General features: G+C 62.0%; 16 protein-coding genes. 4 read left to right on the top strand and 12 right to left on the bottom strand.

The window, feature by feature from the left end; all coding sequences use genetic code 11:
- Positions 1–15 precede the first annotated feature (15 nt).
- The 3 genes from LJE98_RS07800 to LJE98_RS07790 are packed head-to-tail and all read left to right on the top strand — an operon-like array spanning position 16 to position 3,873.
- Positions 16–336: a sarcosine oxidase subunit delta gene (locus tag LJE98_RS07800; RefSeq protein ID WP_110791586.1), complete on the top strand. Its 321-nt coding sequence runs from the start codon at positions 16–18 to the stop codon at positions 334–336.
- Positions 333–3,326: a sarcosine oxidase subunit alpha gene (locus LJE98_RS07795; RefSeq protein ID WP_229574593.1), complete on the top strand. Its 2,994-nt coding sequence runs from the start codon at positions 333–335 to the stop codon at positions 3,324–3,326. Before LJE98_RS07800 ends, LJE98_RS07795 begins: the two co-directional genes overlap by 4 nt.
- The gene (locus LJE98_RS07790) at positions 3,319–3,873 is read left to right on the top strand and encodes a sarcosine oxidase subunit gamma (RefSeq protein WP_229574592.1); all 555 of its coding nucleotides are present in this window, start codon (positions 3,319–3,321) and stop codon (positions 3,871–3,873) included. The genes LJE98_RS07795 and LJE98_RS07790 overlap by 8 nt, the downstream gene beginning before the upstream one ends.
- A gap of 195 nt (positions 3,874–4,068) precedes the next feature.
- Here the strand turns inward: LJE98_RS07790 and LJE98_RS07785 are convergent, their stop codons facing one another.
- On the bottom strand, positions 4,069–4,929 hold the full coding sequence (locus LJE98_RS07785) for an NAD(P)H-binding protein (protein WP_229574591.1): 861 nt from the start codon (positions 4,927–4,929) through the stop codon (positions 4,069–4,071).
- Between the two features lie 103 nt (positions 4,930–5,032).
- Here LJE98_RS07785 and LJE98_RS07780 point away from each other — a divergent pair, with 103 nt between their 5' ends.
- Complete coding sequence (locus LJE98_RS07780) at positions 5,033–5,941, top strand: LysR family transcriptional regulator (RefSeq protein ID WP_229574590.1); 909 nt, start codon at positions 5,033–5,035, stop codon at positions 5,939–5,941.
- A 56-nt stretch (positions 5,942–5,997) separates the two neighbouring features.
- On the opposite strand, the gene LJE98_RS07775 is transcribed toward LJE98_RS07780, so the two are convergent.
- The 11 genes from LJE98_RS07775 to glgC form a co-directional block, all read right to left on the bottom strand.
- On the bottom strand, positions 5,998–7,065 hold the full coding sequence (locus LJE98_RS07775; RefSeq protein ID WP_229574589.1) for a DUF2332 domain-containing protein: 1,068 nt from the start codon (positions 7,063–7,065) through the stop codon (positions 5,998–6,000).
- A 20-nt stretch (positions 7,066–7,085) separates the two neighbouring features.
- Positions 7,086–7,574, bottom strand: a complete 489-nt coding sequence (locus tag LJE98_RS07770) for a MaoC family dehydratase (protein ID WP_229574588.1) — start codon at positions 7,572–7,574, stop codon at positions 7,086–7,088.
- Between the two features lie 88 nt (positions 7,575–7,662).
- Entirely contained in the window at positions 7,663–9,621 is a 1,959-nt protein-coding gene (gene glgX, locus LJE98_RS07765) for a glycogen debranching protein GlgX (RefSeq protein ID WP_229574587.1), read from the bottom strand.
- Positions 9,622–9,701: 80 nt separating this feature from the next.
- Positions 9,702–10,430: an arsenical resistance protein ArsH gene (arsH, locus tag LJE98_RS07760; protein WP_267498968.1), complete on the bottom strand. Its 729-nt coding sequence runs from the start codon at positions 10,428–10,430 to the stop codon at positions 9,702–9,704.
- Positions 10,405–10,830, bottom strand: a complete 426-nt coding sequence (arsC, locus tag LJE98_RS07755; protein ID WP_229574586.1) for an arsenate reductase (glutaredoxin) — start codon at positions 10,828–10,830, stop codon at positions 10,405–10,407. Before arsC ends, arsH begins: the two co-directional genes overlap by 26 nt.
- 6 nt (positions 10,831–10,836) lie before the next feature.
- Positions 10,837–11,895, bottom strand: a complete 1,059-nt coding sequence (gene arsB, locus LJE98_RS07750) for an ACR3 family arsenite efflux transporter (protein WP_229574585.1) — start codon at positions 11,893–11,895, stop codon at positions 10,837–10,839.
- Between the two features lie 2 nt (positions 11,896–11,897).
- Positions 11,898–12,425: an arsenate reductase ArsC gene (locus LJE98_RS07745; RefSeq protein ID WP_229574584.1), complete on the bottom strand. Its 528-nt coding sequence runs from the start codon at positions 12,423–12,425 to the stop codon at positions 11,898–11,900.
- Positions 12,426–12,435: 10 nt separating this feature from the next.
- A complete protein-coding gene (locus tag LJE98_RS07740) occupies positions 12,436–12,795 on the bottom strand; it encodes an ArsR/SmtB family transcription factor (protein ID WP_229574583.1) in 360 nt (119 codons plus the stop codon).
- A 112-nt stretch (positions 12,796–12,907) separates the two neighbouring features.
- Positions 12,908–14,536 carry an alpha-D-glucose phosphate-specific phosphoglucomutase gene (locus LJE98_RS07735; RefSeq protein WP_229574582.1) on the bottom strand — a complete coding sequence of 543 codons (1,629 nt, stop codon included), beginning with the start codon at positions 14,534–14,536 and terminating at the stop codon, positions 12,908–12,910.
- A gap of 3 nt (positions 14,537–14,539) precedes the next feature.
- Positions 14,540–15,979: a glycogen synthase GlgA gene (gene glgA, locus LJE98_RS07730; protein ID WP_229574581.1), complete on the bottom strand. Its 1,440-nt coding sequence runs from the start codon at positions 15,977–15,979 to the stop codon at positions 14,540–14,542.
- An 8-nt stretch (positions 15,980–15,987) separates the two neighbouring features.
- Positions 15,988–17,247, bottom strand: a complete 1,260-nt coding sequence (gene glgC, locus LJE98_RS07725; RefSeq protein ID WP_229574580.1) for a glucose-1-phosphate adenylyltransferase — start codon at positions 17,245–17,247, stop codon at positions 15,988–15,990.
- Between the last annotated feature and the right edge of the window lie 7 nt (positions 17,248–17,254).

The raw sequence follows: 17,254 nt of genomic DNA, 5'->3' as shown, positions 1-17,254 counted from the left end.
TAGGGATAGCCCAACATGCTGGTCATCAAATGCCCCTATTGCGAAGAAGAGCGTGCAGAGCTCGAATTTCGCGCTGCCGGTGAAGCGCATATCGCGCGCCCTGCCGATATCGCCTCGATCACGGATGAGGAATTCGCCGATTACTTCTTCCTGCGCGACAATCCGAAGGGCCTGATCTTCGAACGCTGGCGCCATATCCATGGCTGCGGGCGCTTCTTCAACGCGGCCCGCGACACCATCTCCGACAAGATCCTGCTGACCTACAAGGCCGGAGAGCCCATGCCTGATCCCGCAACACTGGTTGCCCCGTCTGCATCGAAGGGAGAAAAGGCATGAGTGCTGCCAACCGTATTCCCGGAAAGGGCCGCCTGACGCCCGCCCTGACAGCCCGTTTCACCATCGATGGCCGTACGTTGACGGCATATGAAGGCGATACCGTCGCGTCCGCGATGATTGCCAATGGCATGCATCTCGCCGGCCGCTCGTTCAAGTATCACCGTCCGCGCGGCATTCTGACCGCAGGTCCGGAAGAGCCGAATGCGCTGCTTGACGTCTCGCGGGACGCTGCCCGTCGCCAGCCCAACGTGCGGGCAACGGTGCAGGAGGTCTTCGACGGGATGAAGATCGAAACGCAGAACCGCTGGCCGTCGCTGTCGCTCGACATCGGCGAGGTCAACAACCTGCTCTCGCCCTTCTTCGCCGCCGGTTTCTACTACAAGACCTTCATGTGGCCGAAGGCCGCCTGGCACCAGATCTATGAACCCTTCATCCGTCGTGCGGCCGGTCTCGGCCATGCGCCGAAGGAAGCGGATCCGGACCACTACGCCAACCGCTATGCGCATTGCGACGTTCTGGTGATGGGCGGCGGTGCGGCTGGTCTTGCTTCGGCACTGGCGGCTGCCCAGACGGGCGTGCGCGTCATGATCGTCGATGAACAGCCGGAGATGGGCGGCGCCTTCCACTTCGACACGGGCGCGACCGTCGAGGGCCAGAGCGGCTGGGACTGGGCGCAAAGTGTGGTCGCCAAGCTCAAGGCCATGCCGAACGTCACCGTGCTCTCGCGCACCACCGCCTTCGGCTATCACAACCACAACTACGTGGCGCTGGTCGAACGCGTCACGGACCATATTGCCAAACCGTCGAGGAACCAGCCGCGCGAGCGGCTGTGGCAGGTCCGCGCCAAGCGGGTGGTCATCGCCAGCGGTTCGATCGAACGGCACATGGTCTTCGCCAACAACGACCGTCCGGGCATCATGCTGGCCTCTGCGGCCCGTACCTATCTGAACCATTTCGGCGTCGCCGTCGGTGCGAAAGTTGGCGTCTATACGGCGCATGACTCGGCCTATGAAGCGGCAATCGATCTGAAGAAGGCTGGCGTCTCGGTGCCGGTCATCGTCGACGCCCGCGAGAAGCCGGGCGAGGGTGTTCTGGCCCAGGCGCGTGCGCTTGGCATCGAGGTGCTGACCGGCCATGGCGTGGTCGACACGGCAGGTCGCCTGCGCGTCCGCTCGATTACGGTACGCCGCAATGGCGGCGGTTCCACCCGCAAGATCGAGGTCGACTCGCTTCTGATGTCGGCCGGTTGGACACCGTCTGTGCACATGTTCTCGCAGTCGCGTGGCAAGCTGAAATATGATGCCGCAAACGACCGTTTCCTGCCTGATGTCTACGCGCAGGATTGCGTCTCCGTCGGTGGCTGCAATGGCACTGACGACCTGCAGGCGCTGCTCGACGAGGCAACGGCTGCCGGTCTTTCCTCGGCCAAGGCTGCGGGTGCGACCGGGACGCCTTCCGTTTCGCTCACCGGTTCCAATGCCCATGCCTGGACCGGCGGCATGATCGGCGCTGCCGAAGGGGCGGGCCGTGAGGACAACGTCAAGGCTTTTGTCGACTTCCAGCATGATGTCTGTGCCAAGGACATCCGTCTTGCCGTGCGCGAGGGCATGCATTCGATCGAACACATCAAGCGCTTCACCACCAACGGCATGGCGTCTGACCAGGGCAAGCTGTCCAACATGCATGGCCTCGCCATTGCAGCCGAGGTGCTCGGCAAGGAGATCCCGCAGGTCGGTCTCACCACCTTCCGCGCGCCCTATACGCCTGTCACCTTCGGTACGCTGATCAACCACTCGCGTGATGCGCTGTTTGATCCGACCCGCAAGACGCCGATGCATGCCTATGAAGTCTCCCAGGGCGCCGTCTACGAAGACGTCGGCAACTGGAAGCGCGCCTGGTATTATCCGAAGCCGGGCGAAGACATGCATGCCTCCGTCAACCGCGAATGCAAGACCGTGCGCGACACGGCCGGTGTGTTCAACGCCTCGACGCTCGGCAAGATCGAGGTTGTCGGGCCTGATGCGGCCAAGTTCCTCAACCTGATGTATACCAATGCCTGGGACACGCTGAAACCGGGCAAGGCACGCTATGGCATCATGACGCGGGAAGACGGCTTCATCTATGACGATGGTGTCGTCGGGCGTCTGGCCGAGGATCGTTTCCACGTGACGACCACGACGGGCGGTGCGCCGCGCGTCATGCACCACATGGAAGACTATCTGCAGACGGAATTCCCGCAGCTGAAGGTCTGGCTCACCTCGACCACGGAACAATGGGCGGTCATTGCCGTCCAGGGTCCGAAGGCACGCGACATCATTGCGCCCTTCGTCGAGGGCATCGACATTTCGAACGAAGCCTTTCCGCATATGAGCGTGGCCGAAGGCAAATTCTGTGGCGTGCCGACACGGCTCTTCCGCGTCTCCTTCACCGGCGAGCTCGGTTTCGAAGTCAATGTTCCCGCCGACTTCGGCGCTGACGTCCTCCGCCAGATCTGGGAGCGGGCTCAGTCACTCGGCGCTTGCCTCTACGGCACCGAGACGATGCACGTGCTGCGCGCCGAGAAGGGGTACATCATCGTCGGTCAGGATACCGACGGCACATTGACTGCCGATGATGCGGGGCTCTCCTGGGCGGTGTCGAAGAAGAAGACCGATTTCGTCGGTATTCGCGGCATGAAACGTCCGGATCTGGTCAAGGAAGGCCGCAAGCAGCTGGTCGGGCTGATGACCAAGGACCCGAACGAGGTTCTCGAGGAAGGCGGCCAGATCGTTGCCGATCCGAACCAGCCGAAGCCGATGACCATGCTCGGGCATGTGACCTCGTCCTACTGGTCGGAAAATCTCGGGCGCTCGATCGCGATTGCCATGGTGGCCGGCGGACGCGGGCGCATGGGCGAGACGCTCTATGTGCCGATGAAGGACAAGACCATCGCGGTTGAGGTCACCGACATGGTGTTCGTTGACAAGGAAGGAGGCCGCATCCATGGCTGATATGTCTGTTGCAGACCGCAGGACCGTTCTTGCCGGCTTTCACGGCGGCAGCGCCAAGGTGCGGCTCACCCCGGCGCTTCCCGCGACCCGCGTGTCGCTGCGCGCTGGTGCCGATGCCGTGGCAGGCCTCTCCAAGTCGCTCGGCCTCAAGCTCCCGACGAAGCCGAAGACCTCGGCGGCAACCAAGGGTCGCACGGCATTCTGGATCGGGCCGGACGAGTGGTTGCTGATCGACGAGAAGGGCGATGCGCTGATGGCCGACTGCGCAGCATCCGGCGTGGTTCACTCTGCCACCGACATCTCCCATCGCAACACTGCGATCATCGTCTCGGGTCCGGCCGCTGCCGACACGCTCAACGCGGCGAGCCCGCTCGACCTCACGCTTGCCGCCTTCCCGGTGGGTGCCGTGACGCGTACCGTGTTCGGCAAGATCGAGATCATCCTCTACCGCGTCGAGGAAGAGACGTTCCGCGTCGAATGCTGGCGGTCGTTTGCCGAATACGCGTTCGGCATGCTGGCCGAGGGCGCAGAGGATGCCTCTCTCTGAGAGGCGTGTGTTTGAAGGGTTTGAAGAGGCCGGGGTGACCCGGCCTTTTTGCATTCGAGTGCAGGTTCGGCGCACGTGCGAGGATGGCAGCGCCATAGAGCGCTTGTTCAGGAACAGAGGCCCAGAGATCAGTGGGCCGCTAGGCGTCAACAGCGGACTTAATCCAGTTGTCGCTGATTCATAAAGACAGTCGAATTAGAGATTGCTTCGCAGGAATGTCCTCATGCACTGGGGTGCGCGTCCCAATATTCTCGAAAGTGCGGGGTCAGTCACCGCAAACTCGCCCGCGCGGGCAGCGCGGTAATATCCCAGCATAACGGCCACTGACCCCTCAGGAATTCCTGCGGCCTGCGCATTCGCTTTGGCACTCTCTTCGCTGATCACCGTCCTTGAAATAGTCTTGCCAAGAATTTCTCCTGCGACATGCGCAAGATCGGCAAGGCCCAGGCACTCGCTTCCGGTTAGCGGCGCTGTCGGGCCGTCGATCACCTTGCTCCCGACGAGCAGCTTCGCGTCGGCGGCCGCGAGGTCGTCATGTGTCACCCACGCAACCTTGCCGTCTTCGGGACCGTCCAGCCTGCCCGCGTCGAAACCGTGCCTATTCATCATCAGCGCACTTGCTGCGTAGAATCCGTGACGCAGTGCTGTCCAGGCAATACCCGATTCCGCCAGCATCGCCTCAGTAGCGGCATGATCACGACCCGGCGGGAACAAAGACGTTGCCGAGCTGGATATCTGACTTGTGTAGAATATGCGTTCTACCCCAATCTGGCGTGCGACACTTATGGCCGTGGCGTGCTGCTGCAACGGGTTGCCGCCTGTCGCAGCGGCGTTGGAGGAAATGAGGAGAAGTCGTTTTGCCCCGGCCCAGGCATGGCGCAGGCTGGCGGCGTCGCTGAAATCGCCCTGGCGCACGCGCACGCCGCGTGCCTCCATATCCGAAACTTTGTTAGGATCACGCACGCTGACGCCGATGTCGCCAGCGGAGACATGAAGAAGCAGGTTCTCGACGACCTTGCGGCCGAGTTTGCCAGAGGCACCGGTAACGATGAGCATTGCTGTAATCCTTGAGTGAGGGTCTTCCGGACACGTGTTGCAATCAACCTAATTGCAGTCTGTTTTATTGATAATCCGCCAAATCTCGAATAGGCTGTTCTCTATGCAGAACAATGTGCCTCCAAACGACCTGCAGGTGTTCCTGACCGTGCTGAACGAAGGAGGTTTCCGTGCTGCGGCTATGCGTCTGGGGATTGCGCCATCCAAAGTCAGCACGACAGTCTCTCGGATCGAAAAGCAGCTCGGTGTGCGGCTTCTTCAGCGAACCACGCGGAGCATCCGGGCGACAGAACAAGGGGAGGCCTTGGCAAGTCGCATACAGCCTCTGATGGCTGAGATGGATGCCGCTTGTATGGAAGCAGTGCGCTCGGCAAATTTCGTCCAAGGGCGCCTGAAACTAAACGTTCCAGGTGCAGTCATGCCGGACATCCTGCCGCCCCTTATCGTCGAATACCAGCGTAGACATCCGACCGTGGAGGTCGAGATCGTCACGGAAAACAGTCTCGTCGACATCATCGAGGCAGGGTGCGACGCGGGCATCCGCTATGGTGCGTCAGTCGAAAAAGACATGATTTCCGTTCCGATCGGTCCTCGCATGCAGCAGATCGCGCTTGCAGCGTCACCATCCTACCTCAAGGAGTACGGCCTCCCTGAGCACCCGCATGAACTGACGGACCATTATGCCATCCGATACCGCTTGCCTGGCGGACCGCTCATTCCCTGGGCGTTGCGAAACGGAGAGGAAACGGCAAACGTGAAGCCGCTGACGCGGCTCATTCTCAGCGTGAACGCCTTGAACACGGGATTGAGCTATGCCCAAGCGGGACTGGGGATGATCGGCACTTTCCGCAACTGGCTTGAAGATGACTTCCGCGCCGGAACTCTCGTTCCGGTCATGCCCGAGTGGTGGGCCGAGCAGGAGGGACCACGGCTCTATTATCCAAGCCGGTTCACATCGACGCCGTTGCGGGCATTCATTGATCTGTGCCGGAATGAACCTTCAGTCGGATGATTTTTTAGGGTTTCCGCTCAGGGCCGAATGCGGACATAAGACCGCCCTTGTTCAACTCAGGCAGTTGAACCTTCCCACCCTACCCATTTCACCCAGCGCCCGTGAAAGTCGGCGCGGCCAATCTCGCGGGTTTCCCCTGTCGGCCACAGCGTGAGCAGGATCGCCGCCCCCTCGGGCTTGCCATCGGCTTCCAGCTGCAGGCGGGCCAGCGGTGCGGCCTCTGTCGCGCGGGCGCCGGCGTCTGCGATCAGGGCTTCGCCTTCGGCCTTCAGCGCTGGTGGCAGATATTGCCAGGCGATGGTGTGGCAGATGATATGCGTCATGCCCTGCCGCGGCGTGGCGAGGCGTTGCCGCAGCCAGTCGATCGCGTCGGCTTTCTCGACCTTCAGGCCGCTCTCGGTGGCCATGGCAAGGGCCGCTGCCGTTCGGTCGAGGCGGTCCTGCTGGTCGGCCCAGATATAGGAGAAGAGCCGCAGGCGGTCGTCCTCGGAGGCCGGGTCGAGGGGATTGAGGTCGCAGCCGGCGCGTTCGGCCACCTCTATGTCAGCCACGGGGGGAGGTGGACCTTCCCAGCGCGGGGCGAGGTCGACTGACGAGGCCTTGCCCCAACTGAAATCGCCCAGCCGATAGGCGTAGCGGTCCCATTGCAGGTTCAGGCCGGCGCTGGCGCCGACTTCCGACAGGACCAGCGGTTTTCCGGTCAATGTCGCGATGGTCAGAAAGCCGGGAAGCAGGGCGGATGAACGGCGCACCTCGTTGGTCTGCGGGGCCGATGCAAGGCGATCGAGAATGAAGGCCTCGTCGCGGTGGATGGCGGCCTCCACGCTGGACCAGAATGTGTCGTCGCCGACGGTATGGGGTGGATAGACGGCTGACAATGCCGGGTCCCGGCCAGAGCGGACCAGCGCATGCAGCGTGCCCGCCAGCCGCAGCGCCAGCGCGTCGCCAGCAACGTCAGGATTTCCAGGCCAGCCGAGGATCGTGGCACCGACCGGGGTTTCTTCGGTCAGCCGTTCTGCCACGAGCGTGCAGAGACGAGCGGTAAACGGCGACCCAAGATCTTCGCAGGCCCGGGCCTGACGGAGAAAGCTCTGCCGGATGACTTCAGCGCGCTCATCGTTCATGACTGTCCTCGTTCCACGTATCAGATGTTGTCCGGCCGATCCTTCGGGTCGAACTGGGAGATGGTGATCCAGTCGGCGGTCAGCGCCGGCTTGCGCTCGCCCTCGATTTCGACGGTCACCTCATAGGTGTTCATCAGCATGCCGGCCCCACGGAAGCGGGCTGCCGCGAGTTTGAACGATCCCCGGATACGCTTGCCCGTCCTGACCGGCGACATGAAACGCAGCTTGTCGAAGCCGTAATTGATGCCGAGAGTCTGCTCACGGATCTTGGGCAGACAATTGAAGTTCATGGCCGACAGCAGCGAGACCGTCAGAAATCCGTGGGCGATCGTGCCGCCAAAAGGCGTTTCGGCCGCAGCCCGCACCGGGTCGGTGTGAATGAACTGATGGTCCATGGTGGCGCCTGCGAAGGCGTCGATCATCGTCTGGTCGACGGTGATCCAGTCAGACAGGCCGACGACGCTTCCGACGAGGCCCGGCACGTCCCTGAGTGAAATCTCTTGCGGCATGAAAAGACCCGATCCTTCAATAATTCCCGCAGGCTACAGCCGCTTGATGTCATGCGGAATAGGGTTCGGTCACAGATCGGCGAGAATTCTAGCTCTCGACCCAGAAATCCACCGTCCGAGGCTTTACGCTCGCCTTGGCAGCACTTCGTCCGGTCTGCAGACGGCGCCATTTGCGCCTTTCTGCAATCGGCAGCATATAGTCCTGCGTGTCCGCCGACCGGTTCACCAGCACAGCGACGCGACAATCCTTGCCGGTTTCGCGATCGATGGCCGTGAGCAGCATGGCAAAGGAGCCGAGATCCGATGTCTGCCAGTCGCCGGCGGTCATCGGCAGGCCTTCGACATTCAGCCATTCGACATCGCCATCGCCTGTCAGAACGGCCGTGTCCATGAAACAGGAGAAGCGCTGGCGCATGGCGGCAAGGCGCGCGGTGGTTTCGATCAAGTCTTCATCTGTCTTTGACCAGTCAAGCCAGGTGAGGGCATTGTCCTGGCAATAGGCATTGTTGTTGCCGCGTTGCGTGCGGCCGAACTCGTCGCCGGCGGTGAGCATGACGGCACCGCGGCTGGCAAAAAGCGTGGAGAGCAGGGCTTCGACATCCTGCCGGCGCTTCTTCAGGATCGCCTTGTCTGTGGTTTCGCCCTCGGTGCCGTTGTTCCAGGAATGGTTCTCGTTGTGGCCATCGCGGTTATCCTCGCCGTTCGCCTCGTTGTGCTTGTGCTCAAAGGAGACGAGGTCGTAGAGCGAGAAGCCGTCATGGGCGGCGATGAAGTTGACGCTGCGGGTCTGGCTGTGACCGTCATGGGCGAAGAGATCGGCGGAGCCGGCCAGCGCCGTTGCAAGATCGCCCGTCGTTCCCGCGTCGCCGCGCCAGTGGCGGCGGAAGGTGTCGCGGGCGCGGTCGTTCCATTCGAGGAAGGCGGGCGGGAAACGGCCGAGCTGGTATCCGCCGGGGCCGATGTCCCAGGGTTCGGCGATCAGGATGCGGTCCTCCAGCACCTCGTCTTCGAGAATGGCCTTGAGGGTCGGGGCGTCCTGATGGAAGCCATCCCAGTGGTGGCCCATGATCGGGGCGAGGTCGAAGCGGAAGCCGTCGACTCCGGCAGAGAGGACGAAGTGGCGCAGGGTGTCGACGATCAGCCGGCGGACAAAGGGGTGGTCGCAGGCGAGCGTGTTGCCGCAGCCGGTGTCGTTGACGAGAGTTGCGGGATCGCCCGCCACATGGCGGAAGAGGGAGCGATTGTCGATGCCGCGCAGGGAGAGCGTGGTGCCGTGGACATCGCTTTCGCCGGTGTGGTTGAAGACCAGGTCGAGGATGACGCCGATGCCTTCGGCATGCAGGGCCGCGACCGTCTCGCGCAATTCCTTCACACCGCCGGGCACGAGACGCGGATCGAGCGCCATCATGGCGACGGGGTTGTAGCCCCAGCTGTTGGTGAGGCCGAGCGGTGGAAGATGACGCTCGTCGATCCAGGCGGTGATCGGCATGAGCTCGACCATGTCGACGCCGATGCGGCGCAGATGGGCGAGGATGGCGGGATGGGCGAGGGCGGATAGCGTGCCGCGTTGAGCATCGGGCACGTCAGGATGCAGCATGGTCAGCGCCTTGACGTTGACCTCGTAGATGAAGCCGGTGCGCTCACCGAGCGGCATCATGGGCTTCAGCAGCTTGTGCGCCTTCACGATCGACTTCGGCATCAGATCGGCCGTCTCGACGCCGAACTGGCCAAGCCTTGGATCATAGACAAAAGACCGGTCCAGCTCGGTGGCGTAGGGATCGATCAGCAGCTTGGATGGGTCGTACCAGTGGCCTTCGGCCGGATCATAAGGGCCGTGAATGCGGAAGCCGTAGCGTGCGCCTTCCTTCAAGCCTTCGACGAAGACGTGGTTTACGTCGTCTTCGTCGCGGGACATGGGGATGCGGACCAGCTCAGCCTCGCCCCGCTCGTCGAAGAGGCAGAGCTCCACGCGATCCGCATGATGCGACCAGAGACGAAAATCGGCGCCAGTCTTGCCGAGGGTGGCTCCGAGCATCGCGTCCGTCATATTTCGCCCCATGGTCCGGTTGATTCGCTCGCCTTGCCGAACCATAGCAGGCGAGCGTTTTTCGGCCAGAGCAGCTGTGCTTACATTGCCTTGAGGTTCACACCCTTCACGGCTGCTTCCCTGCGCTCGCTGTAGCGATCGGTAAGGTGATCCGAGATGTCGCGTGTCAGCAGCGTGAATTTGATCAATTCCTCGCAGACGTCGACGACGCGCTCGTAATAGGACGAGGGCTTCATGCGTCCGTTGCCGTCGAATTCCTGCCATGCCTTGGCGACGGAGGACTGGTTTGGAATGGTGATCATCCGCATCCAGCGGCCGAGCAGACGCATGGCATTGACCGCATTGAACGACTGAGAGCCGCCAGAGACCTGCATGACGGCGAGCGTCTTTCCCTGGGTCGGACGGACGGCGCCGACGGACAAGGGAATCCAGTCGATCTGTGCCTTCATGATGCCGGTCAGCGTGCCGTGACGCTCGGGGCTCACCCAGACCTGCCCTTCGGACCAGGTGGATAGGTCACGCAACTCCTGCACCTTGGGATGACTGACGGGTGCATCGTCGGGCAGGGGCAGGCCGGAGGGATCGAAGACCTTCACCTCGGCCCCGAAATGCTCCAGCAGGCGCTTGGCTTCCATTGCCAGGAAACGGCTGAAGGAAACCTGGCGCAGCGAACCGTAGAGGATCAGGATGCGCGGCTTGTGGGTGGAAAAGGGTTGCCGCAGCGCCTCCAGATCCGGCATGCGCAGGTGATCGAGATCGGCGGCCGGCAGGTTGGGATCTCCATCAGACAATGCGCTTGCCCTCCGCATCGAGCACGGCCTCGCCATCTTCCTTGACGAAGGCGGCGGTGAAAGCGTCTGATGGCAGAATGTCGAGGACCACTTCGGAGGGACGGCAGAGGCGGGTGCCCATGTCGGTGACCACGAGCGGGCGGTTGATCAGGATCGGTGTCGCGATCATTGCGTCGAGCAGCTGGTCGTCCGAAAGGGCCGGATCGGCAAGGCCGAGTTCCTCATAGGGCGTGCCCTTTTCGCGGATTGCCTGGCGCACGGAAAGGCCCGAAGCGGCGATCATGGTTGCGAGGTCTTTCTTGCTCGGCGGGGTCTTCAGATATTCGATGACAACAGGCTCGATGCCGGCATGGCGGATGAGGTCCAGCGTGTTGCGCGAGGTGCCGCAGGCGGGGTTGTGGTAGATGGTGACGGTCATGGATGTTCAGGCCTTTGCTTGCGTGGCGGTTCGGGCGGTCACGGCGCTGCCGGCCTCGTACCAGGGCTTGCTGCGATTGACGATTGCAACCAGGATCAGCATGACGGGGACTTCGATCAGGACGCCGACAACAGTGGCAAGGGCTGCACCCGAATTGAAGCCGAAGATGCTGATGGCAGTGGCGACTGCCAGTTCGAAGAAGTTGGAAGCGCCGATCAGCGCGGAGGGTCCGGCAATACAATGGGCTTCACCGGTCATGCGGTTTGCCAGATATGCAAAGCCGAAGATGAAGACGGTCTGCAGGAAGATCGGCACAGCGAGGATCGCGATCACGATCGGCTGGGCGAGGATCTGATTGCCCTGGAAGGCAAAGAGCAGCACCACAGTGAAGAGAAGTGCACCAATCGACAGCGGCTGGATATTGTCCTGGAAGCGCTGCAGGGCACGGCCATCGCCGCGGCCAAGCGCCCGGCGCAATATCTGTGCGACGATGACGGGGACGACGATAAAGAGGGCGACCGAGATCAGAAGCGTATCCCACGGCACGATAATCGAGGAAACCCCGAGCAGGATGGCAACGATCGGGGCGAATGCCAGCACCATGACGGCATCGTTGAGGGCGACCTGGGTCAGGGTGAAGGGGGCATCGCCTCGTGTCAGGTTCGACCAGACGAAGACCATGGCGGTGCAGGGCGCGGCCCCCAGGAGGATCAGGCCGGCAATGTAGCTGTCGATCTGGTCACTGGGCAGGAAGGGCGCAAAGAGCCAGCCGATGAAGATCCAGCCCAGAACCGCCATGGAAAAGGGCTTCACCGCCCAGTTGGCGAAGAGGGTAACGCTCATGCCGCGCCAATGCGTGCCGACCTCGCGAATGGCGGCGAAGTCGATCTTCATCAGCATGGGAATGATCATCAACCAGATCAGCACGGCGACCGGCAGGTTTACCTTGGCGATCTCGGCCGAACCAATGAGCTGGAAAAGGCCTGGAAACAGGGAGCCAAGCGCGATGCCAGCGACAATGGCCAATGCGACCCAGAGGGTCAGGTAGCGTTCAAACGTGGACATGTTCAGGCGACCTCGGGATTGGAGCTTGCAGCGTCGGTCGCCTTGCCGATTTCGTTCAGGCGCTTCTGCAAAGACAGCTTGTCGAGGCTCATCATCGGCAGGCTGACGAAGATCGAAATGCGGTTGTTGAGCATGCGATAGGCGTCGGCGAAGGCGAAATGCTTCTCGCTATCGGTGCCTTCGGCTGCAGCCGGATCTGGTACGCCCCAATGGGCGGTCATCGGCTGGCCCGGCCAGACCGGGCAGGCTTCGGCGGCGGCATTGTCACAGACGGTGAAGACGAAATCGAGTTCCGGTGCGCCCGGTACGGCAAGCTCGTCCCAGTTCTTCGAGCGAGCAAAGCTCGTGTCGTAATTCATGCCCTTCAGAAGCTGCAGCGTGTAGGGATGAACTTCACCCTTGGGCTGGGAGCCTGCAGAATAGGCCTTGAACCTGCCCTGGCCGAGACGGTTCAGGATCGCTTCGGCGATGATCGAGCGGGCGGAATTGCCGGTGCAGAGGAAGAGCACGTTGTAGATCTTGTCGGACATGGCCGGTCTCTCAGTTTGGATGTGGGGGTCGAAGTGGAGGGCTGCAGCAGGCGAGATCGTCGATCAGCGGCTGGCAGAGGCTGGCATTGCCGCCGCAGCAATCCTTGAGCAGGTATAGGGCGACGGCGCGAAAGCGATCGAGATCGGCGCGGTAGAGGATCGAGCGGCTCTGGCGCTCGCCCGTGACCAGGCCGGCCTGGGACAATGTCGACAGATGCGCCGACATGGTGTTTTGCGGTACGCCGATCAGGCGCGCGAGTTCTCCGGCGGGAATACCATCCGGCTCATGCGCCACGAGCAGACGAAATGTCTGGAGGCGGGTCGGCTGGGCCAGGGCGGCCAGCGCCGCTATAGTCGATTTTTCATCCATATATCCAGAATAGTGGATATGATGGCAGAGTCAATTGGGGGCGTGCCACTGCCAAAGAAAAACCCCGGTGTCGAAGACTCCGGGGTTTCACTGCGCGAGAAGATCGCTGGGATCAGGTGATGACAGTCGGCTCATTCATGCCGGTGTAGCGCCTGATCTCGGCCACTTCCTCGGCTGCCACGATCAGATCGGCAAGTGCTGCCTGCGTCTCGATGCCGTGGCTGCTGGTGTCGGGTTCGTAGCGCTCGACATAGAGGCGCAGCGTGGCGCCCGAGGTGCCGGTGCCGGAGAGGCGGAAGACAATGCGGCTGCCGCCTTCAAAAAGGATGCGGATGCCCTGGTTCTTCGAGACGGAGTGGTCGATCGGGTCGTGATAGGCGAAGTCGTCGGCGGCGCTGACGGTCAGGCCGTTGATTGCAGTGCCGGGCAGGCTGTCGAGCTTTGCCCGGAGGGCCGCGACGAGGGCGTTGGCACTGTCCGTATCGACGCCTTCGTAGTCGTGGCGGGAATAGTAGTTGCGGCCGTATTCGGCCCAATGGGTCTCGACGATCTCTTTCACGCTCTGCTTGCGGGCAGCAACGATGTTGAGCCAGAAGAGCACGGCCCAGAGGCCGTCCTTTTCGCGCACATGGTCGGAGCCGGTGCCGAAGCTTTCTTCGCCGCAGACGGTGACCTTGCCGGCATCCATCAGATTGCCGAAGAATTTCCAGCCGGTCGGTGTCTCATACATGCCGATGCCGAGCTTTTCCGCGACGCGGTCAGCGGCGGCACTTGTCGGCATCGAGCGGGCGATACCGGCAATCCCGTTTTTGTAGCCGGGCGCACATGTGGCGTTGGCGGCGATCATCGCAAGGCTGTCGGAGGGGGTAACGAACATGCCCTTGCCGACGACCATGTTGCGGTCGCCATCGCCGTCGGAAGCAGCGCCGAAGTCGGGACCTTCGGGGCTCATGACATCGTCATAGAGTTCCTTGGCGTGCACGAGGTTCGGATCCGGGTGGTGGTGGCCGAAGTCGGGCAGGGGGATTTCGTTGCGAACAGAACCGGCAGGCGCCCCAAGGCGCTTCTCAAGGATTTCGACGGCATAGGGGCCGGTAACGGCGCTCATGCTGTCGATCACCACGCGAAAACCCCCTGCAATCAGAGTACGGATGGCGGGGAAGTCGAACAGGGCTTCCATCAAGTCGGCATAGTCGGCAACCGGATCGATCACCTCCACCGTCATGCCTGCGAGATCGAAGGCACCGATCATGTCGAGATCGATATCGGCGACGTCGGCGACCTTGTAACTGTCGATGTTGCGGGTTCTGGCAAAGATCGCATCGGTGATCTTTTCCGGAGCCGGGCCGCCATTGCCGATATTGTATTTGATGCCGAAGTCTTCGGTCGGGCCGCCGGGATTGTGGCTGGCCGACAGCACGATGCCGCCAAAGGCCTTGTATTTGCGGATGACATGCGAGGCGGCTGGGGTCGACAGTATGCCGCCCTTTCCGACCATGACCTTGCCGAAGCCATTGGCGGCGGCCATTTTCAGTGCCACCTGGATGACTTCGCGATTGTAATAGCGACCGTCACCGCCAATCACCAGCGTCTGGCCTTCAAAGCCTTCGAGGCTGTCGAAGATCGCCTGGATGAAGTTTTCCGCATAGTTCTCCTGCTGGAAGACCGGAACCTTCTTGCGCAGGCCGGATGTGCCCGGTTTCTGGTCCGCATACGGTTTCGTGGACACGGTCGAGATCATCGATTACTGGCCTTTCGCGACGAGGCGTTGATAAAGATCGGCATAGGCGGCTGCGCTCCTGTTCCAGGAGACGTCCGACTTCATGCCCTGCTTCTGCATCTGCGACCAGAGGCGCTGGTCACGGTAGAGCCTGAGCGTGCGGCGGATGGCGCGGCGGAAGGCGTCCGTGGTCACAGGCGCGAACTGGATGCCGGTCGCGACGCCGGCGGCAAGCGCTGCTTCATTCGCGTCGACAATGGTATCGGCAAGGCCGCCGGTGCGGGCGACAAGGGGAATGCAGCCGTAGCGCAGTGCGTAGAGCTGGGTCAGGCCGCAGGGCTCGAAGCGTGATGGTACGAGGATGACATCGGATGCCGCCTGCATCAGATGCGAGAGCGTCTCGTCGTAGCCGAGCACCATGCCGACGCGGCCGCGGTGATGCGTGGCGCCGGTCTGCAAGGCGGACTCGATGCTGCTGTCGCCAGAGCCGAGGATCGCGAGCCTTCCGCCGGCATCGATGATTTCGTCGATCACCTCTGGCACGAGGTCCAGGCCCTTCTGCCAGGTGAGGCGCGAAATTACGCAGAAGATCGGACCATCATCGCCGTCAAAGGCGAAACGCTCGACAAGGGCTGCCCTGTTTCCCGCGCGCTTCTTCAATGACGTGGCCGAATAGTGGCTCGCCAGCAGCGGGTCGGACGAGGGGTTCCAGACATCGGCATCGATGCCGTTGACGATGCCATAGAGGTCGTCGGCGCGGCTGGCGATCACGCCATCAAGGCCCATGCCGAATTCGGGCGTCAGGATTTCATCGGCATAAGAGGGGCTGACCGTCGAAAGTGCGTGTGCCGTGAGGAGGCCGCTCTTCAGATAGCTGATGGTGCCGTAATATTCGAGCGCCTCATGCCAGGCATGTTCCGGAAGGCCGAGATCGGGAAAGACTGTCGCACCGAACTGGCCCTGGAAGGCGATGTTGTGAATCGTGATCAGGCTCGGGACTTCCGGCGCCTCGGCATAACGCATGTAGACGGGCACAAGGGCCGCCTGCCAGTCATGAACGTGAACCAGATCCGGCTTGAAGCCGGGGAGCGCGCCGGAGGCGATCTCCGCGCCCACCTTGGAAAGCACAGCGAAGCGTTTCCAATTGTCCGGATAGTCACGGCCCTGACTGTCGAGATAGGGACCGCCCGATCGCTCGTAGAGCGGCGGGCAGTCGAGGATGAGCAGGTCGAGACCCTCGTGGCGGACCTCGAGCAGGGTCGCACGCTCATCGAGGATATCCTCGAATTCGTGGACCTTTCTCGGTTTCTTGACGGCCTTCATCACCGCTGGGTAACCGGGAATAAGGGTTTTCGTGTCGACGCCACGGGCGGCGAGCGCGATCGGCAACGCGCCCGCAACGTCGGCGAGGCCTCCGGTCTTGATCAAAGGATAGAGTTCGGAGGCGACCGAGAGGACCTTCATGAATATGTCTAACCCAGTTTGTCGAGCATTGCCTGTGTGATGAGGCATATCCCGTTTTCGCTGCGGCGGAAGCGCTTGGCATCCATTTCCGGATCCTCGCCGACGATGAGCCCTTCGGGGATCACCACGCCATGGTCTATCACGACATTGGTGAGACGCGCATGACGGCCGATCTGCACCTTGGGCAGGACGACCGCACCTTCGAGACGGGAATAGGAATTGGCGCGAACGCCGGTGAACAGCAGGCTCTTGTACAGTGAAGAGCCGGAAATGATGCAATCCCCCGAGACCAGCGAGGAAATCGCCGAGCCGCGTCGCCCCTCGTCGTCATGGACGAACTTGGCGGGCGGAGTGTTTTCCGAATAGGTCCAGATCGGCCATGTCTTGTCGTAGAGGTCGAGTTCCGGGACGATGTCGGTGAGGTCGATATTGGCCTGCCAGTAAGCATCGATCGTGCCGACATCGCGCCAGTAGGGGGTGCGCTCGAAATCGGAGCGGACGCAGGACTGGGCAAAGCGGTGGGCGACAGCCTTGCCGCTCTTTACCACATAGGGAATGATGTCCTTGCCGAAGTCTCGGCTGGAGTCGGGATCGGCGGCGTCGCGGCGCAGCAACTCCATCAGGAACTTGGTGTTGAAGACATAGATGCCCATCGAGGCGAGCGCGCAGTCTTCATTGCCGGGAATGCCCGGCGGGTCGGCGGGCTTTTCGACGAAGTCGATGATCCTGTCGGTGGCATCGACATGCATGACGCCGAAACCGACGGCTTCCATGCGCGGCACTTCGAGGCAGCCGATCGTGACGTCGGCGCCGGTGTCCACATGCTGCTGGAGCATGAGCTCGTAGTCCATCTTGTAGATGTGGTCACCGGCGAGAATGACCATGTATTCCGGGGCATAGGATTCGATGATGTCGGCGTTCTGGAAGACGGCGTCGGCGGTGCCTTCATACCACTGGGTTTCCGAGACGCGCTGGGATGCCGGCAGGATGTCGAAGCTTTCGTTGCGCTCAGGGCGGAAGAAGTTCCAGCCGAGCTGCATGTGGCGGATCAGCGAATGCGCCTTGTACTGGGTGGCCACGCCAATGCGGCGAATGCCGGAATTGAGGGCGTTGGACAAGGCAAAGTCGATGATGCGGGCCTTGCCACCAAAATAGACGGCGGGCTTCGCGCGGCGGTCCGTCAGCTCCTTGAGGCGGCTTCCGCGACCGCCGGCCAGCACATAGGCCATGGCGTCGCGTGACAGGCTTTTTGTTTTCTTTTCCGTCATGTGTATC

Source organism: Rhizobium sp. 'Codium 1', from assembly GCF_020889605.1.
Taxonomy (GTDB): domain Bacteria; phylum Pseudomonadota; class Alphaproteobacteria; order Rhizobiales; family Rhizobiaceae; genus Allorhizobium; species Allorhizobium algae.
The sequence above is the reverse complement of the archived record's forward strand: the minus strand, read 5'-3'. Positions and strand labels throughout refer to the sequence as shown.